The following is a 26,997-nucleotide window of genomic DNA, read 5'->3' on the forward strand; positions in this document are numbered from 1 at the left end:
GTGAGAAAGTCGCCTAAGCGCTAACGCTTTTAGAATCCCCCACTTGAGCTTAGCGAAAGTGGTGGGAGTATGTCAAAATCATGCCTACCAAAATTAAGCAAAATAAAGACAGACATTATAGATAGCGCTGTCGCGTTTTAGATTTTGGGCGATTATACCCTACTCGCCTCGCGAGGCGAACCCAGACTTTGAGCAAGTTCAAATTACTATTTGATTTTATTCATAATTTTAATAGTAGCAGTAAGCATCTTTTGCAAAAGGTAAGACGTCGCGGTTACAGTAGGCAACAAGGGACAACACGATCAATTGATACTTTTATGTTGAGGTAACTTAGGGCGATATAATGCTGATATGTTGCTGTAAAGGCGGCTTAGCTCACAATATATCTACACATAAATCAATATTTTATGTGACTTTTATTTTTTTACCCATTAACATAGCACCATCAAACAAAGATAAGCGAGTGTAATACTGAATGAAAAATCAATCGATATTATCTATAGCTTCTGTGATAGCAAAGACCGCCTCAAAAGTTGGTCTTGCAGGACTGATAACGTCTATTGCTATGCTGTCTCAAGCGACCCAAGCTGCGTCCAATGCGTCGACTACCATTCCAGTAGATTTATCGGGCATTAATATCACTAAGCATGAAATTGCGGTGATGCATGTGTTATCAGAGATTTGCCCGCCGATGTTAACTGGCAAACAAAAACAGCGCTTTTATAAATCTTATAACGTGCAGCTGCATGAATTGATGCCATCGTTAGAGGATCCAAAAGCGGCTATTCAATACTTGTCTACGCAGCAAGATTACCGTCAAATCTTGCAAGGTATTCGTAGTTGGACCATGGGCTTCTCAAAGCAAGAGAACAAAGCCTTATGCGAAGATTTGGCCAATGCTGAATATCATTAATCCGTTTCGATAGAAAAGTAAATCCGATAAAACCTAGCATCTGGTCAACGTAAATAAATACCTTTACTATTAACGACAATAAAATCTGGTTATTATGACGTGATAGATGCTAGGCAAAAACCTTTGATAATCAGCTTTTAGTAATTGCTCTTATAAATTTTAAATAAGAATCTGCATTAAGCCTATACTGGGTTTATTAAAGACTACATCTATATTGCAAAATCAGCTTGCTGTATCGTCCGCTCATAGCAGACGTTGTAGCAAGTTTTTTTATGGATATTAAAAAAGTTGCTATAAATCCAATTTCTAATCGTGAGTGATTTTATTTTATTTATCATTTCCCCATCGAGCGGCATTTTGCTAAGATAAGGCGTTAATTTTATGTCCATCGCTCAGTCGTCAAGGCTTTCAGCAAAAATCTGTTCTGACGCTTAAATTTAAAGCGCTTTATATCAGATGAACTTGAGATTTAGCCTGTGATAGCAGCGATAGATACATTTGGTTTTATGATGCGGTGTAACAATCTATGACAGTAAAGCATGTGAAAAAACAGCTGGTACAGCTGGTAGTGGGCGTTAGTGTTTCTATGAGTGCAATGATGGCGGGCGCAGCCATTCAGCCTCCTGAAATGGACAATACCGCCTATGTATTAATGGACTATAACACGGGTGAGATACTGGCGCAGAAAAACGCCAATCAACCACTGCCACCAGCGTCTTTGACAAAGATGATGACCAGCTACATGATTGAGCAGCGCTTAGCGTCAGGTGATCTTAAAGAAGACGAGCAAGTACTGATGAGCGCCAATGCTTGGTGCCGCGGTAGTAGCAGTGAGTCATGCATGTATGTACCAGTCAATAAAAGCGCCAGCGTGATCGATATGCTACGCGGTATCATCATTCAATCAGGTAACGATGCTTCAAAAGCGATGGCCGAACACATCGCTGGTAGCGAAGCTTCGTTTGCGATTTTGATGAATGAAGAAGCCGAAAAAATCGGCATGAAAAATACCCATTTTGTCAATGCCACAGGTATGCCCGATGAAGGCCACGAAGCATCAGCTTTAGACTTAGCAAAACTTTCGCGTGCTATTATCAAAAACAGTGGCGACTATTATGGTCTTTATTCGGAAAAAGAGTTTACCTATAACGGTATCACGCAGGGTAACCGTAACGCCCTACTTGCGACCGACCCGACGGTTGATGGCTTAAAAACAGGTCATACTAACGCCGCAGGCTATTGCTTAGCAGCGTCAAGTAAGCGTGACGATATGCGCCTTATCTCTGTCATTATGGGCACAAAAAGTCAACAAGCGCGCGCCGATCAGTCACGTGAGTTGCTAAACTGGGGCTTTGGCCACTTTACCACCGTCACTAAAGCGCCGGCTGGCCAATTCGTCAGTAAAGTACCGGTTTGGTTTGGCGAAGCAAAAGAAGTGGAGTTGACAACCGGTGACAGTTTGCAGATTTTGACCAGCAAAACCCAAAAGAATAAAATCACCACCGTGGTCGATATTCCTGAAAGCTTAGAAGCTCCTATCAAAAAAGGTCAAGAAATTGGCAAAATGATGGCGGTAATTGATGGTAAAGCAGTTGCCTCAGTTCCTGTCGTTGCTACGAGCGATATCGAACAATCAGGATTTATGAGCCGTATTTGGCAACGTTTCACGCGCTGGGCTCAAAACTTGTTTTAAAGAATTGTTTTAAGTACTTGTCTTGAATCTTTAGCTTAACAATTTGTTTTAAAAGCCATTTGATATTAGATAACAGTGATTAGCGAGTTTAATATAAAAAAGACGCCTTTGATGGGCGTCTTTTTTATCGGTCTTTTTTTATCTTTAGCCTCATGAACACCGTCATATTTAAGACCAAACCAGCCAGCTTTTTAGCAAATTACTCAGCGCTTTGTCTTCATAGCTCGCTACCTGACAGTAATCTACCCCAGCAGCTTTTAATCCGTGCTCAAAACTATCTAAATGTAGCGCTTGCTGCTGCGAATACCAATACACCAACAAAGCACGATGATCGGTCTCAGAAGCACGAATACGCCTTGCTAAGGCTTCAGCGCTACTTGGTAATACGTCTTCAGCAAACATCACCATATCGAAATTTTTATCAGCTATTTCATCAATAACCAGCTGTTCATGTTGATAGCAGGTGACACGTGCCCCTAGTCGCTGTAACTCCTCTAGCAAAGCGCTGCTATCTTGATAGTAGTAATACATCACGTCGAGTCCAGACAGCAGGTATTGCTGCCGCGATTGACGCTGATTGGACAGCTGCATAGTAACTATAAATTCTGTTCCGACCCCTAGCGTGCTATTTACCTCGACACTAGCGCCCATCAGCTGCGCCATTTGCTTGACGACTGGCAAGCCGATACCTGTGCCTTCATACTGACGGGTTTGCGATGAATCTACTTGAAAGAACGGATTAAAAATATCTTCTATAAAACTGCTGTCAATACCGATACCGCTATCTTTTATCCGTATCTGCCAGCGATTGCTGTGGTCGAAATGGGTCAGCTGCGAGGTAATGCTTACTTGCCCTGTTGGGGTAAACTTAATGGCGTTACTCAGTAGGATCGACAGTATCTGCTGAATTTTTTCGGCGTCGCCTTCGAGGCTATAATCAATATGATGAATATAACTGCTTAAATCCAAACCTTTCTGCTTGGCAATAGGTTCATATTCGGCCAATAGGTCTGAAATTAATTGCAGCGGATTAAATTCGCTAATTTGTAGGCTGATTTGCCCTTTTTGAATTTGATTCAGTTGTATAATTTGATTGAGCGCCAATACCAATTTATCACTGCCATTGTGAATAATCTCAACTGCGTCTTTTTGCTCAGCATTTAGCTGTTCACTATCTAACAGCTGTAAGCCGCCAACGATGGCATTTAGGGAAGTTTTTAGCTCATGGGTTATCATGCTTTGAAAATTATGCAACTGCACATCAAGCGATAAATCTTTTTGATGTAACTGCTGCTCAAACACGGCCAGCGCTGCATAATCTTGTTTCGACGCTTGCAGGCGATTAAACAAAGTGATAAAAGCCTGCTTAATCTGCACCAATTCTTCAAATTTAAAGCGCTGCGGAATCGCCGGTAGCTGCTCAAGCTCAGGGTTTTTTAGCACAATATCGCAAACTTCGGTCAGTGCGTCGATATCTTTTGATGGCCAGTTTAGTTTGCGCAAAATAAATAGCGCCCAGATAATCGCCAACGACGTTGTCATTAACCACAGCCATAAATTGCTTTGCACCCAATCTGCCCGCAGTGCCGCCACATTTAAAGTAATATTGATATAGCCGACCAAGGCGGTATCAGACGACATTTCGCTCACTGAGTCGCTTATAGGGTCGCTCTCTGAGTTTGAGTTAGTATTGATGGTGGTCAACGTAAAATTTTTCTGCTCGCCGTTTAGCGTATCACTACCGATAGAAAGTGTGCTAGTACCATCAACATAGTCACCGACGACCGGATAATTAAAGCTGACCGCATTGGCAAATAAAGCATTTTTCCAATCGTCTTTTGATAGGTTGCTATCAGCAATTGGCTGCGAGGTGGTATAAAACAAAATACTTTCGATGTTTTGCTCATTTTCTAACAAAAAACGCACTTGATCAGCGACTACCTCATCGCCATCTACGCTCGCCGCGCTAAGCGTCAGGAGGTTCGCCAACTGCTGAGTATGCCGACGTTCTTCCTTATAATGCTGCACCAAGGCATAAACAAAAGACAATAAAAAACCTGCCAATACAGCCAAAATCATGGTCTGCATGATAGATTGCCAAATGAGCATGGGTAAGGTTTTTGGGGAACGGTTGTTCATATGACTCAACTGAGTGAAGACAACTTGTAATTATAATATAGATATATTATAGAGAGGATAAGGATAATGCGACATTTTAATGTAACTTAACACAGTTTTAAATTAAAAAATGCCATGACGACTGACATAGTCATCATGGCATTTTATATTACAGAAAAAGCTAAGAATCGAAAAACAGCAAAGTTAAAATAAAATGTTCTTTATTTGCTAAAAAAATAAAAACACTCACTATCTGGCAAAATTAACGCTTTTTATCTTTATTGGTAAATCTAGGCTTATCTTTGGTGGTAAATTTTTGCGCGCGATTGCGTTCACGTTGGCGTAATTGCTGCGCTTTTGCTTTGGTTGGCGTATCACTTTTATTGGCGTACGGGTTTTCATTTTGCTTAAATATAACATTCAGCGGTGTGCCTTCAAGCTTAAAGACTTGACGGAATTGGTTTTCAAGATAGCGTTGATAGCTTTTTGGCAGCGCAGACGTTTGATTACCATGAATCACGATCACCGGCGGATTATGACCACCAATATGCGCAAAACGTAGTTTAATACGGCGACCAGCAACCGTTGGCGGCGGATTGGCCGTGACCGCATCTTGTAAAATCTGCGTCAAGCGGTTGGTTGATACCTCAAACATCGACGACTGATAAGCACGTAAGATAGAAGGATATAAATTACCAACCCCAGTGCCGTGTAGCGCCGAGATAAGATGTACTTTGACATATGGGATAAAGTTAAAGCGGCGATCCATCTCAAGTTTGATATAGTCTTTTTGATCCTGGGTCAGACCGTCCCATTTATTAATGGCAACTACCAATGCACGCCCTGCATCAAGCGCATAACCAATCATATTTAAGTCTTGGTCGACAATACCTTCGTGCGCATCAATCACAATGATGGTTACGTTAGAATCTTCAATCGCTTGCAAGGTTTTAATGACTGAGAACTTCTCTACTTTTTCATCGATTTTACCGCGGCGACGTACACCAGCCGTATCAATCAAAACGTAATCTTTGCCATCGCGTGTATAAGGAATATAAATACTATCGCGCGTCGTACCGGGCATATCAAACACCACCACACGGTCTTCACCCAATAAACGGTTGACCAGCGTTGATTTACCAACATTTGGACGACCGATAATCGCAAGCTTTAGCCCTCTTGGCTCGACGACATTTTCTTGCGTTGGCATGTTAGCGGTCAACGCTTCTAGCAAATTACCGACACCGCGCCCATGACTGGCAGCCATCGGATACGGCTCGCCTAAACCTAACGCATAAAACTCTGCAGGCGCAGCTTCATGTACACCATCGACTTTATTGGCGACGACATAAACAGGCTTGCCGAGGGTATGCAAAAACTTACCAATCTCAGCATCAGCGCCAATCATACCGGCACGTGCATCAACGACAAAAACGATAATGTCGGCTTCATGAATGGCGGTATGCGACTGCTCAGACATATAGTCATCAATATTGCCGCTACCATCGTCAGCTTCACCAATACCGCCAGTGTCGACTACGATAAAGGATTTGTCTTCGTAGGTTGCATCACCGTATTGACGGTCACGAGTCAGCCCTGATAGATCAGCAACCAATGCCTGCCGACTTTTAGTGAACTGGTTAAATAAGGTAGATTTACCGACGTTTGGACGGCCAATTAAGGCGACCACAGGCTTGATACTCATGGGTTACTCTCAGTGAAAGACACAGTGATGTGTACAATGGCGGACGCTGCGTTTACGCTTATATTAAGAATAATAACGCTACTCGACCGCAAATTTAAATAAATGGTAAAGATAAAACGATGGCTAATAACAGTGGGCTTTTTGCGTTAAGCAGTTGCTATAAATAATGGTTAATATGTCGCTTAAAGTATAGATAATTCAGACATATAAGCATCATGACCAATCAATCGTCATGACTTATACAATTAACGCCTACCACGTATCGGTCGCATAGAGTACGCGAAAGCCACTATTTAAACAAGCAATTTACACAAGGCACGAAACGCTGACAAAGCAGCGTTTTTCTTGAACCTAATACCATTATGCTTATTTAACGCTTTATTTGACAACTAGTTTTAATGCATTGCTTTAAAACATGGCTTTAGAACATAGACGTTTAAATAAGCCTTCTCTTATAACAAACCTAGCGTGCTAATTGCCAAATCGCTACTTGTCCTGAAGTACTTTGGGTCATTAATAGACTGCCTTGTACTTGCAAATTGGTCAAAGCACCTTTGGTCTGCACGCGGCTAACGATTTTGCCGCTTGCAGGGTCAAATAAATGTACGACCCCATCAAAGTCGCCGACCGCTATATAATTGCCAATCATCACAGGATTGGTAAGGTGACGATACGCTAATTCTTCACTTTCCCATAACACTTCACCATTACTGCGGTTATAAGCAACCACTTTGCCATCTAAACTGGTGGCAATAACTTGCTGATTATTGACCGCAAGTGACTTTAAGCTGGCAAGCTCATTGACGAACATAACTTGACGCGAGGCTAAGTCAATACCGAGCAGCTGACCGCTATAACTGATGGCAAATAACTGATTATTATCAACGATGGGCATACCGTCGACATCACTCATGCGCTCAACTTCGCTACTACCCGCTCCGACGCCAACGCGGCGTGACCATTGCGGTAGACCATTATCAATAGTAATAGCATGCAAGCGACCGTCAGCTGTTGCTAGGAGTGCAGTTTTATCATCTAACAGTGTCGGCGCTGCTGTACCGCGTACGCTGATAGGAGGTACTTGGGTGGCAAACTGCCAAACAGATTGACCGTTTTGTAGCGACAGACCATGCAAGAAACCATCATTGGCCGATAAAATTACTCGGTTATTGCTGATTAACGCTGGCGTCAAAACCGTACCGGTTAATTGCTGCTGCCAGCGCTTGGCACCAGTGGCACTATCAAATGCCATCACCGAACCGCTGCGTGTACTAACAATAGCCGTCTGACTAAGGGCGTCTAATGCCACGCCGCCGGTGATTTGATCGCCTACATTGACTGACCATAGGCGCTGACCCTTACTATCAAAGCCTGTCAAATCGCCACCGCGCGAGGCCGTCACAATTTGCGAGTTGGCATAGCCTACTTGTAAGCTAAGAGGGTCTTTACTACTAGCTTTTTTGCTGCCAACATCGGTACTAAAAACAGGTTGTAGTACGCTAATTGGCTGTGCGATTTGTACCAACTTTACAGGATCATTGACGACTGGTTTGATACCTCGATTACACCCAACGACTGCTGTTGCCATCACTGCGATGACGGCGACATGCATGGCCGTCGTTTTGATTGTCTTAACGTTTATCGTTTTATTTGAGCGAATAGCTTGAGTCATTATAGGTTCTCACTACCAATAAAGTAATTATGAATAAATTAGTTAGCAGTAAGTAAACGGGACACAATAATAAGTATAATAAATAAGCACTTATGATTGATACTGCCTCTTTAACTCACTGCGCTACTTAGTTTTAAAAGGGTTTTTACAACGTTTTATCGTGTTGCAATTTTTCTTTATTAGCACATTAGCGCTTTTGCTATTTTTTTAATATTTGGTTTTGGTATCTTTTTAACAACTGGCTTATGCGCCAGCTTCTATCTTATTATTGTCTGCCGCATTTTCACCTTCGGCTACGACTGGCTGGGCAGGCATAGCAGGTTCTTGGATAAGTCCAGCTTGCGGCTCAATAGGTTCAGGCACGATACCGAGACTTTCCATCTTTAATGCCAATACTGCACGCGTTTCTTGACGGCTACGTAACAATTCCCAAGCATTATTGTAAGATTTAATCGCCGCATCTTTATTATTTTGCGCCAAATAAATATCACCAAATAACTCTTGCTGGCTTGCCTCAAACGAGCTTGGCATATCGTTATTAGCTTCAGCCAAAGCAGCATCGGCATCGCCCGCTGCCAATAGTGTTTTGGCATAGCGCAGACGGGTAATCGCTTGTAGACCCGCATCACCCAAATCGATTGCCAGTGCTTTTTTAAAGGTCTCACCTGCACCTTTAAAATCATCGCTGTCCACTTGCTGACGCGCTTTAATCATCAGCGCTTGCCACGCATAGACAGAATTACCATGGGTGCTCACTAGAGCATCAATATCTTTATCTAGCTTTTTACGGCTCTCTGCTAGTGACGCTTGTGCCTCTGCTTCTAAGTCTGGGTTTTGTGATGCGAGGCTAACTTCTTCATTTAAACGTTGAATATCGGCGTAATGGTCGGCGGCCACCGTATCGACGCGCGCATGGTTATTTTGCCAATACGTCCAGCCAAAATAGGCTGCTAACGCCAATAAAATCGCAGTGACAATATAGCTGCCATATTGCTTTAACGCTTGCATGGAATTGTCTGCATTTGGCGAATTGGGTGTCAGAGCCATATATTTTTACCTGATAAAATTGATATGAAATTTTTAATGCTAAAGCCACAATCGCTTATTAACGAACGAAGTTGTCTTTAGTTGACAACCAGTCTTGCGCGACTGTTTTTTGCTCACCCGTCTGCATGTCTTTGATACTAATGGTATTATCATCGAGCTCCTGCTGGGCGATAATCACTGTCAACGCCGCGCCCGATTTATCCGCCTTTTTCATTTGCGCTTTTAAGCTGGTTGCACTCGCCATTTTTACGCGTAGGTCAGGACGGCTATAACGCAGCGCTTGCGCATAACTGATACCCGCACTATAAACTTCTGGATGGGCAACCACAAAAATATCGCAAGCGGGCAACTCTGCTATCGGTGATACAGCGTCGATAAGCAGTAATAAGCGCTCAAGTCCCATCGCAAAACCAACGGCTGGCTCAGACTTCACGGGTTTATTATCCCCTTTATCATCAGAAATCCCGATAGATTTTAATTGGCCAACCAAACCATCGTAACGGCCACCGGCACAAACGGTCGCTTGGCTACCAAGCTTATCAGTGACCCACTCAAATACAGTTTTATTATAGTAATCAAGTCCACGTACTAAATGCGGATTAATCTCAAACTCAATCCCAAGTGCGGTCAGATACGCTTGCACTTGTTCAAAATGCGCCTTGCTCTCTGCACCCAAAAACTCAGCAAGCTTTGGCGCCTCTGCCAATAGCGCTTGGGTACTCGCCTCTTTACTGTCTAAAATACGTAATGGATTGGTCATCAGGCGGCGTTTGCTGTCTTCATCTAACTGCTCTTGCTTATCAGTTAGATATGCAACCAATGCTTCACGGTAAGCATGACGCTCATCAAGCTCACCCAAACTGTTGAGCTCTAAGCGCATCTCATCTTTTAGACCAAGCTCTTGCCACATCAAATGCGTCATAGCGATCAGTTCGGCATCAGCATCCGGTAGCGCACTACCAAAACTTTCGACACCCAATTGATGAAACTGGCGGTAGCGACCTTTTTGTGGACGCTCATAGCGAAACATCGGGCCAATATACCAAAGCTTTGGCGTATCACCGCGCAATAAATTGTGCTCAATCACCGCGCGTACTGCCCCTGCCGTGCCTTCTGGACGCAATGCCAATGGCGTTGGCGGCTCAGACTTATCGGTAAAGCTATACATCTCTTTTTCGACGATATCAGTGGCACCGCCGATAGCACGCGCAAACAAGTCGGTTTGCTCAACGATAGGCAGGCGAATATGCTCATAACCGTATCTGCCTAATACATCTGCCAATATCGACTCTAAGTGCAGCCATTTTACGGACTGCTCAGGCAAAATATCATTAAACCCTTTGATTGCTTTAATCATAGTACGGTCGCATCCTTAAATTTTTAACAAGCTATCTCTAATACTTTTTATTAGTAATGACGGTTTTTATTAATAATCGCGCTTTATTTTAATCGCAAAACAAATCAGGGGGCGACTTATTTTACGCGAATGATTTCATTCTCACGTTTTTTCGCCAAATCTTCGGCATGCGCACGTACCATGCCTTCGATTTCATCAACCAAATTATTGGTATCAATCAAATGGCTTTTTTCGCCCATACGGTAGACCAGCGATTTTGGTGCCGCGCCGACAATACCAATGTCTGCTTCTTTCGCTTCGCCCGGACCATTTACCTTACAACCAATCACCGACAAATTCATCGGCTCACGGATATCTTCTAAGCGTGACTCTAATGCGGTCATTACTTTAATCACATCGAACTCTTGGCGTGAGCAGCTTGGGCAAGCGATAAAATTAACGCCGTTTGAGCGAATATTGAGTGATTTTAAAATATCAAAGCCGATTTTAATTTCTTCTTCTGGCTCAGCCGCTAAAGAAATACGAATGGTATCGCCGATGCCGTCTAATAACAGACCGCCTAAGGCAATGGCAGATTTTACCGCGCCAGTACGATACACACCCGCTTCGGTGACGCCTAAATGCAAAGGATTATCAATCTGCGCAGAAATCAGACGATAGGCATCTAAAGTCAAAAATACATTACTGGCCTTTACCGAGACTTTGTATTGATCAAAGTTTAAACGCTCTAAGATATCGATATGGCGCATCGCTGATTCAAGCATCGCCTCACCAGTAGGCTCAGTATATTTACGCTGAATGTCTTTTTCTAATGAGCCTGCATTAACGCCAATACGAATCGGAATATTATAATCTTTGGCGCAAGCGACCACTTCGCGGACTTTGGCGTCGCTACCGATATTACCCGGGTTGATACGCAAACAATCGGCACCCGCTGCCGCGACCGCTAGGGCGATTTTATGATCAAAATGTACGTCTGCAATGAGTGGTACGCTGACGCGCTTACGAATCTCGGCAAAGGCGTTGACGGTGTCCATCGTCGGTGTCGACACGCGCATCAAATCCGCACCCGCTTCGACGCAGCGCTCGATTTGAGCAACGGTTGCCTCTACATCACAAGTATCGGTATTGGTCATGCTTTGCACACTAATCGGTGCATCGCCGCCGATTGCGACATCACCAACATGTATTTTTTTGGTAAGACGACGGTTAATAGGCGCTGACGTTGACATAGACAAACCCTTTCATTGGAACAAATTGGAACGAATTAAAACTGAAACTTGGAAACCAACATTATTTTTTAACGCTAACAGCTTATTAAGAACAATCGTTTTTTTAAGTTTAATAGCTATTAAATATTAAGGCGCAAGCTCAAAACTGGCCTGCGTACCTGTAGCATAACTGTCTAACGCCACCGCTTCTTCATTAAGCATTAAGCTGACATTTTTGACATTATCAATCTGTACGTTAAAAGGTGGTGTACCTGATAATTTATAATCGCCAGCAGTTTGCGAGCCATTCATTAAATTGCTACCCGAGGCATCGGTAATCACCACAACAGCGGCATCGGTCAGCTTCACGTCGAGCGTAGCGGCAGCTGTACTTTCACCGCCCAAATTCAGCGCCGAGCCAGACGCACCAACGCCATTGCTATCAACATCAATCGCTGCGCCTTGCGCTTGCTCTAGTGCTGAGATATCTTCGCTGATCGTTACTGGCTGCTCATTATTGTCTTTACTGGCGTTAGACACCATGCGAAATAAGAAAATCGCTAAAATAATAACGCCAATCACGGCGATGATTAATAAGGGATTAAAACGAATGCGATTGTGAGTATCGCGCTGCAACGTACCCATCGGGCGTAGTGGCGACTCAATATTCTGAGGGGCGCGCGCTTTTAGCTCATTAGGATAAGCAGCATCAAAGCTGCTCGCTACTTTTGTGGGATCTAAACCCAAAAACTTAGCATAATTAATCGCAAAACCGCGTGCAAACGCCGCTTGTGGTAAATCCGCAAAATTCTCATTTTCGAGCGCTTGTAAATGACGTTTTAAAATAAATAATTCGGCAGCAGCCTCTTCTAAACTGACTTGTTTGGTTTTGCGGGCTTGCTGCAACATGGCACCAAATGATCCCTGAGCGTTAGATTGTGTGTTTGATGATGGGGTGGTCATTTCCATGGTGCCTCTGGATTATTAAGCCAAATCTTAAGTTGTTTTGCTTCATCGCTTAGTGGGTAAGCAGATAAAAGCTGCTGAGCCAATTGCTGGCGCGTTGCTATGTTATTTTGTGCCGCGGCAAGTTTGATACCCTGTAATAGCAGACGCGGGCTAATACCCTGTCCTTGTACCAGTAGCAAGGTTTCATCATAAAGCCTTTGAGCCTGCTGTACACGTTGCTGCTCAAGTAGCAAATCAACCAGTTCAATATGCGCAATCACACTATTACGGTTGCCATCTAAAGCGCGTAAAAATGCTTTGGCAGCGGCTGGATGATCATTGAGCTGAAGATAGGTACGCCCTAAATTCTCTAACGCCCCAATTCGGCCTTCATAGCCAAGCGCCGCCCCTGCAATCTCAAACTGCTCCGCCGCCTCTTTATAGCGCTTCATTTGCGACAAATAAACGCCGTAATTATTGTGCGCTTGATCAAAATCTTTATCTAGCATAATGGCTTTTTTAAAGTATTGATCGGCTTTCGCAAGATTTAGGCGACTGCCCTCTTGCTGCAACAAAATGCCCATCATATCATAGGCAGGCGCATAACGGCTATCGGCAGCAAAGGCTTTTTCAAGTTGGCGCTGGGCGGTATCGAGCTCATTTTTGCGGATATATTGTGCAGCAAGTGACGTGCGAACGCGAGCAATTTCTTGCTGATCTAAATTGCGATTGTCGCTCGGTCGCGTCGACGTTTGATAAGGTGTATTACCAATCAAATCTGTGGTCGTCGTACTTTGACAACCGCTTAATAACAAAGCACTTAACGCACTGGCTAACAAAATAGCTTTCGCGCCGCGCGTTTGGGCAATACTAACAGCTGATTGCTGCGCTGGTTGAGAGGATAAGGTTTGATATTTGAACTGACAAAGAGTTTTTAAAGTCATCATAGCCGCCATCATAAAACTGTGGGTCAATGCGTTCGATCATCGAAGCATCAGTTTAATGGATTTAGCACCCATAAGTACAATTTAGTTGATATTAATTATACTGCTCTTTGTTATCGATGCCCGTAACTACATTTTATTACCGTTGTGAGAGAAAAAAGACAGTTAAGCAATTCAATTCTTTCTCTTACCTGTCTAATTGTCAATCAGCAAATATTTAATCCTAACTTCCTAACTTTGGACAATAAAAATGGCGTTAAATACTTTCACGTTCTTTAATACTTTGCTGCCACGCTGCTGAACGACGCGTTCTATCCGCCACTTGTCCAACCAATTGACCACAAGCGGCATCGATATCATCACCGCGCGTTTGGCGAATGGTACACACAAAACCCGCTTGGCTTAAAATATCGCTAAAGGCATGAATGCGGTTATTGCTCGATTTATCATACGGCGCATGCGGGAACGGGTTAAACGGAATCAGGTTAATCTTACTTGGCAAATCTTTTAATAATGCCACCAGTTGATGGGCGTGCTCATTGCTATCATTGACGCCATCAAGCATGACATATTCAATCGTGACATGCTTTTTATGACGCGGATTGACATCATAAACGTAGTTTTTTGCCGCGGCAATCAGCTCATCTAACGGATATTTTTTATTAATCGGCACCAGCTCATTACGCAACTCATCGTTTGGTGCATGCAAGGATATCGCCAATGCCACATCAATATCTTGCGCCAATTGGTACATTTTTGGCACCACGCCTGAAGTCGATAGCGTCACACGGCGTTTTGATAAACCGTAAGCATGATCGCTTAGCATCAGCTCCATTGAGCCAACCACGGGTTTATAATTTAATAAAGGCTCACCCATACCCATCATCACGACATTGGTGACGTTATTTTCCCATAAACTATGGTCAACGTTTTCCAAGCTGTCATTGTCATCGCTCATATAAGAAGCATTCGCCACCCATAATTGGCCGATAATTTCGGCAGGGGTTAAATCACGCTCGAAACCTTGCTTACCAGTACTGCAAAAACTACAGTCTAGCGCGCAGCCAACTTGCGAGGAGATACAAAGAGTCTTACGGCCGTTTAGTTTGCTATCATCTGCCGGAATCAATACCGTCTCGACCAATGAACCGCCGGTGACTTCAAACACCCATTTACGCGTGCCATCATCGCTATACTGACGATGAATCACTTTTGGCGGCGTAACACAAGCATGGGCTGATAATTTATCACGCAAGGATTTGCTCAAATTGGTCATTTGCTCAAAATCGGTCACCCCGTGCTGATAAATCCATTTAATCACTTGCGTCGCACGAAACGGCTTTTCGCCAATACTTTTGAAATAATCGGCCAGTTGCGCTTGCGTCATGCCCAATAAGTTGGTTTTCGCTTGTGCTTCATCGACAAGCTTGATGCTATTAACTGGCTTTTTAACAGTCTGTGCTGGGATATGTTGAATAGGGGTTTCAAGAGTGGACATAATAGGTAACCTTTTTGCAGCCACTAACATAAGCGCTGCAATTATTGAGATGGGCGTTGCCAGTTAATCATACATCTGATGTATGAGTGCATAAGCAATCCGTTATGAGCGCATTTTTTATCGATATATTGGTGAATACTTAAAACTGATAAAAATATACTGATAAGGGATTGATAATGCTCGTAAAACTAATAATGAGGCAGATCTTTAAGAATTTCAATATAGAATCAAACTATTATAGCTAAAACGGCTTATACCAAAAGATATAAGCCGTCTTGCTATATTAATTATCGATAACCAGCATCAAAGCGATTATCAATAACTGCTGCTATTAACGCGTACGTGCACAAACTTCATCTTCATTGAAGAAGTAGCTGATTTCACGTGCTGCTGATTCCGCTGAATCTGAACCATGAACGGCGTTTTCATCAATGCTGCTAGCGAAGTCAGCACGGATAGTGCCTTCAGCAGCGTCTTTTGGGTTAGTTGCGCCCATGATTTCACGGTGCTTAGCGATTGCGTTTTCGCCTTCTAGTACTGATACCAATACTGGACCTGACATCATGAAAGATTTTAGGTCGTTGTAAAATGGACGCTCAGCGTGCTCAGCGTAGAAACCGCCTGCTTTTTCATCATCAAGTTGTAGCATTTTGGCTGCAACAATTTTTAGACCCGCTTTTTCAAAACGGTCGTAGATAGCGCCGATGTGGTTGCCAGCTACTGCGTCAGGTTTGATGATAGATAAAGTACGTTCGTTAGCCATGAAAAGCTCCTAATAGATGAGGGGTTAAAAAATTACACTAAAATAAGGCATGGAATAGTAAAGAGGTGGTTTCATCAATAACCACTCATTTTATCTCAGGCCACCATATTGACTTGGATTTATTGAAATGACTCATGATTTATCAATATTAAAATATGAATTCAAACAACATTGGACACCAATACAGGATTGTTGCATATTATAATGATTGAGCCTATAAATGATAGCGTTAATTACGTTAAGCGCTCAGAAAATTAAGGTTTAAAAAAGCTTTAAAATTGCTATGCTTTAGAAAATCACCATTTTAAAGCTTACTGGTATATTTAAAGTTTACTGCTATAAAGGCAATACAAATACCATTACAATCGCTTTTATAACCATACGTTTAGCCAATTACTCTCCTAAACGACTGTCTCGACAGCTGCCAGCATTACATTCACGCACACGGTCATTTAAGAAATTGACCCGTTTGGTAGTAATACGGGTAGCGCAGTCCATATTGACATAAAAACCATCGTCATCATGATAGCTACATTGATCATTTCGGTCACGCATCCAAGCAAGTTGCCCACGTTTAAGTGTGGTTTTTTGCTGGCTATTTAAAACTTTATTTAGCTTGGTATAAGAGTTATTAAGCTCTTTATCTGCTTCTAGATATACTTTGGTTAAGCAATAAAGACCGTCAAAATCATTGATGGGTTTATCACAATTTTGGGCGCCCCAAGACAGCATGGGCAACATAAAAGCTGCGGACGTCAATATGGCTAATGAGGTTTTAACCATAATGTGCTTCATAATATCAGTTTTCATGTTAGGTCCCTCTTATGGTTTGCTGATAATCAAAAATCCTTTTTGATACATAAAAAGCTATTCAACAAAAACAAGGTTGTTGTCGCTATTACTATTAGCTTAATCTTTTTTGAAAGCGCTTGTCTTGATTTTATGTAATTAATAACTGTAAGTATTTTATACATCTTCTTAAAAAGCTCTCATAAAAAAACCTCCACTGCGTTTAAACAATGGAGGTTATTATAATAAATAGCTGTTTTACTAATTAAGCATCATACGGATCGCGTAATACAATCGTTTCTTCACGGTCAGGACCGGTTGAGATGATATCAACTGGGCAACCAATCAACTCTTCGATACGTTTGATGTAAATCTTGGCGTTTTCTGGTAGGTCGTCATAGCTGGTGATACCAACGGTTGACTCGCTCCAGCCTTGTAGGGTTTCGTACTTAGGCGCGACTGACTCATAGAATTCAGCATCATGCGCGCCAGCACACTCCGTCTCAGGTAAGTTATAACCGACACCGATTAATAGCTCTTCTAGACCGTCTAACACGTCAAGCTTAGTCAAGCAGATACCTGACATAGAGTTCAGTACCACAGCACGGCGTAATGATTCGGCATCGAACCAACCACAGCGACGCGCGCGACCAGTGGTTGCACCAAACTCATGACCGACTTTGGCCAAATGCGCACCAACATCATCAAACAACTCAGTTGGGAATGGACCGCTACCAACGCGCGTAGTGTACGCTTTAGTGATACCCAATACATAGTCTAAATATAATGGACCAATACCGGTACCAGTCGATACACCGCCCGCAGTGACACTAGAGCTGGTCACAAACGGGTAAGTACCATGGTCGATATCAAGCAAGGTACCTTGCGCACCTTCAAACATTAGGTTTTTGCCAGCAAGACGTAATTGGTTTAGGTCTTCTGTTACATCAGTAACCATACCTTTGATTTCTTCGCGCCACTCTTGGCAAAGCTTAAAGGTTTCATCAAAATCAATGGCATCAACTTTATAGTACTGAGTCAGTTGGAAGTTATGATATTCAATTAAATTACGTAGTTTTTCTTCTAAGTCATCACGGAACAAGTCAGCAAGTTTAATTGCACGGCGCGCAACTTTATCCTCATAAGCTGGACCAATACCGCGACCTGTGGTACCGATTTTGCCCGTGCCGCGCTTAGCTTCGCGTGCTTGGTCAAGCGCGACGTGATAAGGCATAATCAATGGGCAGTTTGGTGAAATACGTAGGCGCTCACGGACTGGCACATTCTTTTCTTCTAGAGCTTTCATCTCTTTTAATAGAGCGTCAGGTGCTAGCACCACGCCGTTACCGATGAAGCACGTTACGCCTTCACGCAAGATACCTGAAGGAATCAGATGTAGGATGGTGGTTTTGCCATCGACAACTAAGGTGTGACCGGCATTATGCCCGCCTTGGAAACGTGCAACGGCTGAGGCTTTTTCGGTCAGTAAATCAACGATTTTACCTTTACCTTCATCGCCCCATTGGCTACCCAAAACTACGACATTCTTACCCATGATTAATCCTTACCTTTATGTATTGAGGTGTGTGCAGCAATAATTTTAAAACAACCTAGCAAAACTTACTTAGTACTAAGAAATGATATGTTATTCACTGTCTGTTTTTCAAAATTTAATAAATAAGCTTCGATAAATAAGCCTTATGCAAACTGGTTGTGAGCGTAACGGTTTTTTTAAATTTAAACCGCTTCTAGACGCCACTCATTATCTACAAAGTTTAAACGATGCGTCATCGCTGCTGGACGGTCATCAGCCGTTAATGGCATAGTGACGCGGTAACCTTGTTGACGTAAGCTTGTGACTTGTTGTAATAGATTCTGCATTTGCGCTTTATCAGCATTAGCGTGCTGTAAAGCCTCATAATCAACCAGTACAATAATTGGTGACTCAAGCTGCGTATGCGCCAACAAACGGCTGACATCCATACTAAAGCCTGTCGCTTGACGTGGCTGCTTTGCGCTTAATTGACCAACACTTTGCATACCATCAAAACGCCCACCACGTACCAGCGGCTGGGTTTCACTATTGATATAGCCGTTAAAGATAATACCGGTATGATAATGATAGCCTGACAGTTCGGTCACATCGATACTGACTGGCGTCTGCCACTGCGTCTCTAAATGGGCTTTTAAACGTTGCAACTCATCGACAGCCGTCACGATGTGTGTATCTTGCTTAGCAGTATTTGACAGGGTGTCTAACAGTTTTGCCATATCATGACCAAAGCGCGCCAATGCGTAAAAATCATTACCCATTGTCAATAGCTGGCAGACACGTTTTAGCTCTGGTAAATTTTTATTGGCATACAGATGCATCAATTGCTCGGTGTCATTATCCGACAACTCAGCCAATGCTGCCAAACGCTTAAATATCGCCACATGACCCAAATCAATATGCAATGCTGCGCTCATATCTAAGCTGTTGACCATACTAAACAGCACATCTATCAGCTCGATATCAGCTGCAAGCTCGCCGCAACCAAATATCTCCGCACCGAGTTGTAGCGGTGTACGTGAGCCAAAGAGCCCTGAAGGCAAGGTATGAATGACGTCGCCTGCGTAGCAATAACGTGCAATCCCTTGACCGCCATGATGGGCATCAATACGCAAAATCTGCGGGGTAATATCCGCGCGTACGCCCATCAAACGACCGGTCAGCTGATCGATAATCTTAAAGGTTTGGCGTTTTAAATCTTCTGAAGCTTCACTCAATAACGATTCGGTAAACTCAATCATCGGCGGATTGACCAACTCATAGCCATGGCTAATAAGCTGCTGGATCAATTGATGTCTCAGTACCTCTTGCTTATGAGCATCTTCAAACAATACATCGACGACCCCATCAGGCAGCAGCCAGCTGTTATTGGCAACGTCGCTGGCAAAGTTGCTCAGATATGGCAGACCATTAGCGGCAGCACGGTTATCAGCAGGCTGGGTCGCCGCTGGTTTTGTCGTATTTGACTGGGCAGGTTTTGCAAAATCAGAACTGACAGACACAATGAATCCTTGTTTGGCGTAGCGCTTACCAAAAACGCGGTACTGATGCGGTACTAAAAAGTCGTATTCATAATGGCAGTGATATAAGGCGTTTTGTGTTTTTGACGCGCAACATCACCGACCCAATTATCTATAAGCAAACTAGGTGACCGCAAAAGGGTGAGTAATAAGTATAAGTTAGGATGATAAGACGAGTATCTTTATGCGCTAAAATTTATGCGATAGAAAACTAGGATAAATAATCGATAAATAATCAAGGCACTTTATGCTTTAGTTTAGCATAGCAGCCAAGCTTCGCCTAGTGACAATTACCTCCAATTACTATCTAATTATCTTGCGAACGCATGATGTAATGAACTCATTGTCTCCTAAACTTATTCTTTAACAAAGAAGCGGCCTGACTCATAAACCGTACTTAAACCTTGTAAAGCGTTTACCATCTGTTGCTTGATAACGCCTTATCGCTAGACTCATGTTACACTAAAGCATATTTTTATCTCGGAAAGCCTTATGTCATCTGATTACCACCCAAACCCTGCCATCAACCAAACCAACGTTCTTGGCACTGCCCTCGCCAGCTGTTGTTTTGACCCTATTACTGGCTATTATCGCAATGGCTTTTGTCATACCGGCAACCATGACGTTGGTCAGCATACCGTCTGCGCGAAGATGACCAGTGAATTTTTAAACTTTTCTGCCAGTCGTGGTAATGATTTAATCACGCCGTTACCTGAGTATGGTTTTGCTGGCCTGCAACCTGGTGATTACTGGTGTATCTGCGCGCTACGCTGGGTTGAAGCCTTAGACTTCGATATTGCCCCGCAGATAAAGCTCGAAGCCTGTCATGAAAGCTTATTAAGTTTGGTTGATATCGAAACGCTAAAACGCTATGCATTATAGCTTGGTAAGAAGCAATGAGCAGAGAAGTAATGCACATGAAAGTAAGGGGCAAAGAACTATAGTCTCATGTCATAACTTATTTAATGTTTATTTTATTTAGCATCAGCCACCGACTAAAGGAGAAGGTATGAACCAAGATGATGACCTGATTGTCAAACCGACAACGCGTATCACACCTGACTCTAATGTCAGCCTTATCGACACCAGCATGGGCGATGAGCGCTCTTATTTAGACAATTATGCCAGCTACGACAGCTATATTTATGGCGATGCCGATGCGACGGTCGAGGATACGATTGAGACCATGACCGTCTATGACCCCGACTCTGAGCGCTATGAAGATATCGACTTATCGAGCGATGATGAAGTGGTCAATTGCTATGCCTACTCGCGTAAAACTGGCGAAAAAGTCAATAAAATTGGATTAAATGATGTCAGTCGCGCTTTAAGTAATAGCGGGCAATTTATCTGGCTTGGTCTTTATGACCCAAGTTTAGAGACCATGGTAAAAGTGAGAGATGCCTTTGAGCTGCACGAACTAGCTATTGAAGATGCCTTTGCTGACCATCAGCGCGCAAAAGTTGAAAACTACGATAATGACATGATATTTGTGGTGCTACGTACCGCCAAGCTCGAAGACAACGTCATTCGCTACGGCACCACGGCGATATTTATGGGCAAAAACTATCTGATTACCATTCGTAATGGGCCGTCGAACTCTTATGCGCCGGTGCGCGAACACTGTCATCGCCGCCCAGAAAAGCTGCGCATGGGGCCTATCTTTGTCCTGCATGCCATACTCGATTTTATCGTCGATAACTATATGCCGATTACCGATCGCTTAGGCAGTTATCTGCGTGAGCAAGAACGTAACATTTTTACTTATGAGTTTAATAAAGAAACGCTTAGAAATCTGTATGAATTAAAATCGCAGCTGGTGCATATGCGTGCGGTAATTTTACCGGTACAAGATATCTGTAGTTTCTTTATTAATCACGATAAAAGCGATTTGATATCGCCGTTTTCCCATGCTGCAAAACCTTATTTCCGAGATGTGAATGACCATTTACTACATTCTTTAGATGCGATTAATGGCTTAAATGAAATGCTTAGCGTGGTCATGAATACTTACCTCGCCATGGTAAATATGGGACAGAATGAGGTGGTACGTAAACTCGCTGCTTGGGCTGGTATTTTAGCGGTGCCGACAGCGATTGCTGGTATCTATGGCATGAACTTTGATTTTATGCCTGAGCTGCATTGGCAGTATTCTTATCTGGTTATCATGGCAGTTATTATCTCGTTATGTAGCTTTTTATATCTTAACTTTAAACGCTTGGGTTGGCTGTAATTTAAGAGAATTTTAGACAAAAAAAGGGCTGCCATTTAATTGGCAACCCTTTTTTTATTAAAAACCATTTATTCGCAGCGATTTATTGAAAGCCATTCAATAATGATATTTTTTGAAAAAACCTTATTTACGATAAGGCTTACTATCAACGCTTGGTAGATGATGCTCGGTACTACTTATTTGATGATCATCCAAATAATCTTCTGGTCGCCCAAACATCTTCGCCGTCCACGTTAATATTACAATCGACGCACTCAGTACCATAATGGCAAAGGAAATCGTTGCCAATAGCCACAGATGAAAGTTATCTGATACCGCTTGCACGTCAACCACCAAATGGCGTGATAAAGCAGTAATCGCAATAAATATCAAAAACTGCACCGGCAAACGGTGGGTTTTAAAATAAATCCCAATCATAGCGAGCAGCTCAAGATAAATAAACAGCAATAAAATATCTTTTAAATCTGCTGAGCCTTTTTGCACAATAGAAAAGAACTCTTTGCCCGCCGTCCAAACGACCACCACGCTGATTAAGAATAAAATAATATAGTGGCAGATATCGACAAACTCACGGCCGATATGCTGCATGCGCTCATGGATACCCATATTGGATTTTGCTACATCGATAGCATTGCTTTGATAGGCTTTATTATTTTTCTCTGTCGATAGCTGTTCAGATTGCTGTTCTGGTTTTTGCTCTGACAGCGTCTTCATTAGCTGACTGCACTGTTGTCTAAACCAGCAGCTTTTTCGGCCGCATTAACGGTTTGGCGAATTAAGGTATTAATGGTCATCGGGCCAACACCGCCGGGAACCGGTGTATAAGCACTAGCGATATTTTCTACGCCTTGCAATTCGATATCACCGACGCCGCCATTATCAGTCGGATGGAAACCTGCATCGATGACTACCGCGCCGGTTTTAATCCAATCAGCTTTGATCAATTCAGGTACGCCCACTGCCCCAACCACGATATCAGCACGCTTAATATGCGATTCTAAATCTTGCGTTCTTGAATGGCAAATCGTTACGGTACAGTTGGCATTTAATAGCATCATTGCCATTGGTTTACCTAAAATTGCACTACGACCTACGACCACGGCCTCTTTACCTGACAGCTCAATATTATGATGCTCTAGTAAATGCATGATACCTTGCGGGGTACATGAGCCATAAGCGGACTGCTGCATCGCCATGCGACCAAAGCCAAGACAGGTCACACCATCGACGTCTTTTGCCAAGTCAATCTGCTCGAAGCAAGCACGCTCATCGATATGAGCCGGTACTGGATGCTGCAGCAAAATACCATGAACGTCTGGATTGCTATTAAGCTCGTCTATTTTTGCCATCAGCTCTGCAGTCGTCGTCGCACTTGGCATTTCAACGCGTATAGAGTCCATGCCGACACGCTTACACGCATTGCCTTTCATACGTACATAAGTCGCAGAAGCAGGATCGTCACCGACCAATATCGTCGCGAGGCTTGGAGTACGGCCTGTTTTCGCTTTAATAGCGTCTACACGCGCACTCAGTTGCTGTTCTATTTGTTTAGCAAGTGCTTTACCGTCCAAAACGGTAGCAGATCCTTGGGCAGTTGACGTAATAGACGCAGTTGACATAGTAACTCCAATAAAGGGTGCGATAAAAAATAGGGTGCGATAAAAATAAAGACAGCGCCTGCAAGTTTTTGCATGCCTGTCTTATGCTCGGTCAATTCTTTTTGACCGTTGATCGAGACTATATTGTACCTGTCTGAGCTAAAAAATCCTAGCGCACAGTATCAAGACCATAGGAAGATTATAAAAAAATCGGTCTATTAAAAGATAATAGACCGATTACATATATTACAGAGCTTTCGTAAATCAGCTAAATAACCATTTAATAAGTCTGTAGCTCAATACCTACACCTACGCCGACATCAGTGGACTGGATATCAGAGTCGACTGCCCAAAGCCTACTAGATATCAGTGTCTTCGGATTGTATTGATGTTCCCAAGCGACGTCGATAGCTGTCAGCTTATCAGTCGTTGGGAAGGCTTGATTAATGGCTTCATCGGCTTGATTCACCTTAGCATGCTGTAATTTTGCGTTAATAAAATTACGGTTATCAAGCCATAAGCGGCCACCAAGTGCGATACTCTCCGCATCACCGCCTAGCGCATAGCCTAATGGGAAACCTTGCTGATAATAGCCATCTGTATAAATACTATGGTCGTAAGAGATACCTCTTACCTCACCGCTAGTACGGGTATCTGTATACTCCGCATAAAGCTGATAAGGTTTGCCGTAAGCAGCAGACGCATAATCAACACCGGCTAAATACATATTTTTAGCCGGTAAGCCACCTGCTTCATCTTCACCCACATATTGGGCATAAACGCCAGCAGGCACATTCACCAATGGTGCTAAACTTAAACGCGCGTCAAAACCGCCTAGCTGATTGGCCGGATCCCCTCTTTCGTTACCACCATTATCTCTAGTTCCTAACAGAGCATCGGTAAAGGAGCCAAAACTCTGTGGACGACCTTCACCGCCCCACATAAAGGTACGAGAAGCACCGACTTCTAACCATTCCCAAGGACTAGCCGTCAGCCTTGCGCCAAACAGCTTAGCATCAGGAATCGCCTCATAATCCTCTAACTGACCGGCAAATAGCTGATACTGCCAAGGTCCAACCCACGATAAATATGGGGATGTCGGCGCAGTTTGTTGATCACGTTGCATGGTAAAACCAGCTACTGGTAAGCTTGCATCGCCTCGAATAAGGCTACCATCATGCCCAGGTCCCCACCACGTCGGAATTTTACCTGCAATCAACCAGTGATTGGCAGCGGTACCAGCAAGGTATGAGCCCTCAAAGCTAACATCTGAGCTGTCATCGATGAGTTTGTCATTTTTCAAATTGGCTTGTAAATTAAATTCCCACTCCGCTTCGCTAAGTGACACGCCAACGCTTGCTTGCTGACCCGCAAGTTGATCATCAGCAAATTTTTGTGGTAGCTGATCTCTATTGGTTTGTATATGCAGGGCTGCCGAGCCTTTTACCACTGAGTTGCGGTTTTGATTCAATCGCGTTTGTACCGACTGTAGGATCTGCTGCTGCGCTGGCGTCTGGGCAGTAGCTGTATTTAAAGCACGCTTAATCTCATTGCCCGTCAGCGGCCAAGTACTGGTGCTAATCTGCGCAACCCCTTGAGTATTCAGCCAGTCAAGATCTGCCTTGAGCTTTAGATCGTTCATATACAGGTTTTGTGCAGATGCCGACATCGACACTGATGATAAGACCCCAAAACTCAATAAAATGCTTAGCTTCTTGTACATGATCAAATACTCTTCGGTTGTAAAGGGTTCATTATAAATGCCAATGGTTTATAAATACTATGGGTCAAACATCAATTTGTATTAATGTAACTAAATTTAACTTAACTCAACAACTGATATCTTATTGGTTATGTATATTCGCAAATACGCTATCAATTGCTTGTACGGTTTGCTTAATTTCGTCTTCCGTTAACGTTGGATGCACGAGAAACATCAAGCTGGTTTCGCCGAGCTGCTTGGCGACTGGCAATCTGCTTTCAGGACGCAAACCTGTATTATCAAACGCTTTTTCCAGATAAACTTCAGAAGCGGAACCAGAAAAACAAGGAACCCCTAACTTATTTATCTCTTCAATAATCCGATCTCGTGACCACTCTTTCGGTAGGTTGTCTGGTTGCACATAAACGTAGAGCTTATAATAGGCGTGGGTCGAATCTGCAAACTGCGCTGATTCTTCTAGTCTTGGTACAGAAAGATAGCCTTTGGCTTCCCATTTCGCACAGGCATCTAAGATAGCTTGAGCATTAGCCGTACGTTTGGCGGTCCAATCAGGCATCCTCGTTAATTGAATACGACCAAGCACTGCTTGCATTTCAGTCATGCGCCAATTGGTACCAAAGCTTTCATGCAGCCAGCGATAGCCTGGTGGATGCTCGGCCTCATAGACCGCTGCATAGCTTTTGCCATGGTCTTTATAAGCCCACATTTTGCGCCATAATTGCTCATCATTGGTGGTGACCATACCGCCTTCACCGCCTGTGGTCATCACTTTATCTTGGCAAAAGCTCCACGCACCGATATGGCCGATACTACCAACGCTACGACCTTTATAGAGCGCACCGTGCGCCTGCGCGCAATCCTCAATTACGTATAGATTATGCTTATCCGCCAACGCCATGATGCCATCCATATCACAAGGCCAGCCTGCCAAATGCACGCAGACGATAGCTTTGGTCTTAGCCGTCAATACCGCCGCGATCGACTCAGGCGTAATATTACCAGTTGCTTCATCGACATCAGCAAAAACAGGGGTCGCTCCCGCATTGACAACTGAAGATATACTAGCGATAAAGGTACGCGGCGTGACGATTACTTCATCGCCTGCGCCGATATCTAACGCTTGTAAGGCAACGTCTAATGCCAACGTACCATTGCCCATTGCAATGGCATATTTGCTATCAGCCCATTTAGCAAACTCAGTCTCAAACTGACGACACTCTTGCCCTGTCCAGTAATTTACCTTGTTGGATAATAATACTTGACTGACCGCATCAGCCTCTTCTTGAGTAAAGCTTGGCCAAGGTGAAAATAGGGTGTTTAGCATAATCTGAATCTATACCTTATTAATAATGGAATAACAGCATTTATATTTTATCAACAAATATCTATAATTATAAATCTCATTTTTTAGAGAGCAAACATATAATTTCTATTTTTAGGGAATATAGTATATTTATCTGACTCTAAAAGTATTATAAAATAAATTAACTAAATGATTTTACTACAACTAACTATCACTTGCTCTCTGGGTTATCGCAAACACGGCTTTTACTCATCTATTTAGCGCGCTCTACAACCTGATTGGTCAGTGGTAATGGTTCGTATTACGCAATGCTAGTAGAGTGAAGACCTTTTTTAAATATAGCACCATAGATAAGCCAGCAATGAGAACTTACTCTACCTAGTTGACATTGAAGATTCATTTATGAAATT

At 43.1% G+C, this 26,997-nt stretch carries 21 protein-coding genes; 4 read left to right on the forward strand and 17 right to left on the reverse strand.

Annotated features, from left to right (window positions below; genetic code table 11):
- Positions 1-475 precede the first annotated feature (475 nt).
- Both H9653_RS07800 and H9653_RS07805 read left to right on the forward strand, forming a co-directional pair.
- On the forward strand, positions 476-913 hold the full coding sequence (locus tag H9653_RS07800; RefSeq protein WP_068406636.1) for an MCR_0457 family protein: 438 nt from the start codon (positions 476-478) through the stop codon (positions 911-913).
- A gap of 526 nt (positions 914-1,439) precedes the next feature.
- On the forward strand, positions 1,440-2,606 hold the full coding sequence (locus H9653_RS07805) for a D-alanyl-D-alanine carboxypeptidase family protein (protein ID WP_191691680.1): 1,167 nt from the start codon (positions 1,440-1,442) through the stop codon (positions 2,604-2,606).
- A 168-nt stretch (positions 2,607-2,774) separates the two neighbouring features.
- Here the strand turns inward: H9653_RS07805 and H9653_RS07810 are convergent, their stop codons facing one another.
- From H9653_RS07810 to H9653_RS07870, 13 genes are all read right to left on the reverse strand, one after another.
- Positions 2,775-4,745, reverse strand: coding sequence for a sensor histidine kinase (locus H9653_RS07810; protein WP_191691682.1), 1,971 nt, complete (start codon positions 4,743-4,745; stop codon positions 2,775-2,777).
- A gap of 241 nt (positions 4,746-4,986) precedes the next feature.
- Positions 4,987-6,429 carry a ribosome biogenesis GTPase Der gene (gene der / locus H9653_RS07815; RefSeq protein WP_191691683.1) on the reverse strand — a complete coding sequence of 481 codons (1,443 nt, stop codon included), beginning with the start codon at positions 6,427-6,429 and terminating at the stop codon, positions 4,987-4,989.
- 463 nt (positions 6,430-6,892) lie between these two features.
- Positions 6,893-8,101, reverse strand: a complete 1,209-nt coding sequence (gene bamB / locus H9653_RS07820) for an outer membrane protein assembly factor BamB (RefSeq protein WP_191691685.1) — start codon at positions 8,099-8,101, stop codon at positions 6,893-6,895.
- A gap of 243 nt (positions 8,102-8,344) precedes the next feature.
- Positions 8,345-9,148, reverse strand: coding sequence for a YfgM family protein (locus H9653_RS07825; protein WP_225211663.1), 804 nt, complete (start codon positions 9,146-9,148; stop codon positions 8,345-8,347).
- A gap of 58 nt (positions 9,149-9,206) precedes the next feature.
- Positions 9,207-10,505, reverse strand: a complete 1,299-nt coding sequence (gene hisS / locus H9653_RS07830; protein ID WP_191691687.1) for a histidine--tRNA ligase — start codon at positions 10,503-10,505, stop codon at positions 9,207-9,209.
- Positions 10,506-10,621: 116 nt separating this feature from the next.
- Positions 10,622-11,737: a flavodoxin-dependent (E)-4-hydroxy-3-methylbut-2-enyl-diphosphate synthase gene (gene ispG, locus H9653_RS07835; RefSeq protein ID WP_102076372.1), complete on the reverse strand. Its 1,116-nt coding sequence runs from the start codon at positions 11,735-11,737 to the stop codon at positions 10,622-10,624.
- A 126-nt stretch (positions 11,738-11,863) separates the two neighbouring features.
- Positions 11,864-12,685: a helix-turn-helix domain-containing protein gene (locus H9653_RS07840; protein ID WP_404814809.1), complete on the reverse strand. Its 822-nt coding sequence runs from the start codon at positions 12,683-12,685 to the stop codon at positions 11,864-11,866.
- Entirely contained in the window at positions 12,676-13,611 is a 936-nt protein-coding gene (pilW, locus tag H9653_RS07845; RefSeq protein ID WP_225211664.1) for a type IV pilus biogenesis/stability protein PilW, read from the reverse strand. Before pilW ends, H9653_RS07840 begins: the two co-directional genes overlap by 10 nt.
- A gap of 253 nt (positions 13,612-13,864) precedes the next feature.
- The gene (gene rlmN, locus H9653_RS07850; protein WP_191691689.1) at positions 13,865-15,106 is read right to left on the reverse strand and encodes a 23S rRNA (adenine(2503)-C(2))-methyltransferase RlmN; all 1,242 of its coding nucleotides are present in this window, start codon (positions 15,104-15,106) and stop codon (positions 13,865-13,867) included.
- A gap of 331 nt (positions 15,107-15,437) precedes the next feature.
- On the reverse strand, positions 15,438-15,869 hold the full coding sequence (ndk, locus tag H9653_RS07855; RefSeq protein WP_102076375.1) for a nucleoside-diphosphate kinase: 432 nt from the start codon (positions 15,867-15,869) through the stop codon (positions 15,438-15,440).
- A gap of 393 nt (positions 15,870-16,262) precedes the next feature.
- On the reverse strand, positions 16,263-16,679 hold the full coding sequence (locus tag H9653_RS07860; protein WP_191691691.1) for a lysozyme inhibitor LprI family protein: 417 nt from the start codon (positions 16,677-16,679) through the stop codon (positions 16,263-16,265).
- A 244-nt stretch (positions 16,680-16,923) separates the two neighbouring features.
- Positions 16,924-18,213: an adenylosuccinate synthase gene (locus H9653_RS07865; protein ID WP_191691693.1), complete on the reverse strand. Its 1,290-nt coding sequence runs from the start codon at positions 18,211-18,213 to the stop codon at positions 16,924-16,926.
- A 182-nt stretch (positions 18,214-18,395) separates the two neighbouring features.
- On the reverse strand, positions 18,396-19,712 hold the full coding sequence (locus H9653_RS07870) for an ATP phosphoribosyltransferase regulatory subunit (RefSeq protein WP_191691695.1): 1,317 nt from the start codon (positions 19,710-19,712) through the stop codon (positions 18,396-18,398).
- A 510-nt stretch (positions 19,713-20,222) separates the two neighbouring features.
- Between H9653_RS07870 and H9653_RS07875 the strand changes: the two genes are divergently transcribed.
- Positions 20,223-20,612: a DUF2237 family protein gene (locus tag H9653_RS07875; protein WP_191691697.1), complete on the forward strand. Its 390-nt coding sequence runs from the start codon at positions 20,223-20,225 to the stop codon at positions 20,610-20,612.
- 127 nt (positions 20,613-20,739) lie between these two features.
- Positions 20,740-21,963, forward strand: a complete 1,224-nt coding sequence (corA, locus tag H9653_RS07880; RefSeq protein ID WP_191691699.1) for a magnesium/cobalt transporter CorA — start codon at positions 20,740-20,742, stop codon at positions 21,961-21,963.
- A gap of 123 nt (positions 21,964-22,086) precedes the next feature.
- On the opposite strand, the gene H9653_RS07885 is transcribed toward corA, so the two are convergent.
- The 4 genes from H9653_RS07885 to H9653_RS07900 all read right to left on the reverse strand — a co-directional run bounded on the left by H9653_RS07885 (position 22,087) and on the right by H9653_RS07900 (position 26,608).
- The gene (locus H9653_RS07885; RefSeq protein ID WP_102076388.1) at positions 22,087-22,569 is read right to left on the reverse strand and encodes a phosphate-starvation-inducible protein PsiE; all 483 of its coding nucleotides are present in this window, start codon (positions 22,567-22,569) and stop codon (positions 22,087-22,089) included.
- 107 nt (positions 22,570-22,676) lie between these two features.
- Entirely contained in the window at positions 22,677-23,582 is a 906-nt protein-coding gene (folD, locus tag H9653_RS07890) for a bifunctional methylenetetrahydrofolate dehydrogenase/methenyltetrahydrofolate cyclohydrolase FolD (RefSeq protein ID WP_191691701.1), read from the reverse strand.
- 259 nt (positions 23,583-23,841) lie between these two features.
- Positions 23,842-25,284 (reverse strand): capsule assembly Wzi family protein, encoded by a 1,443-nt coding sequence (locus H9653_RS07895; RefSeq protein WP_191691703.1) that lies wholly within the window; start codon positions 25,282-25,284, stop codon positions 23,842-23,844.
- A 121-nt stretch (positions 25,285-25,405) separates the two neighbouring features.
- On the reverse strand, positions 25,406-26,608 hold the full coding sequence (locus tag H9653_RS07900; protein ID WP_191691705.1) for a DegT/DnrJ/EryC1/StrS family aminotransferase: 1,203 nt from the start codon (positions 26,606-26,608) through the stop codon (positions 25,406-25,408).
- Positions 26,609-26,997: the final 389 nt, after the last annotated feature.

The sequence above is a fragment of the Psychrobacter communis genome, assembly GCF_014836505.1.
GTDB classification, from domain to species: Bacteria; Pseudomonadota; Gammaproteobacteria; order Pseudomonadales; family Moraxellaceae; genus Psychrobacter; species Psychrobacter faecalis.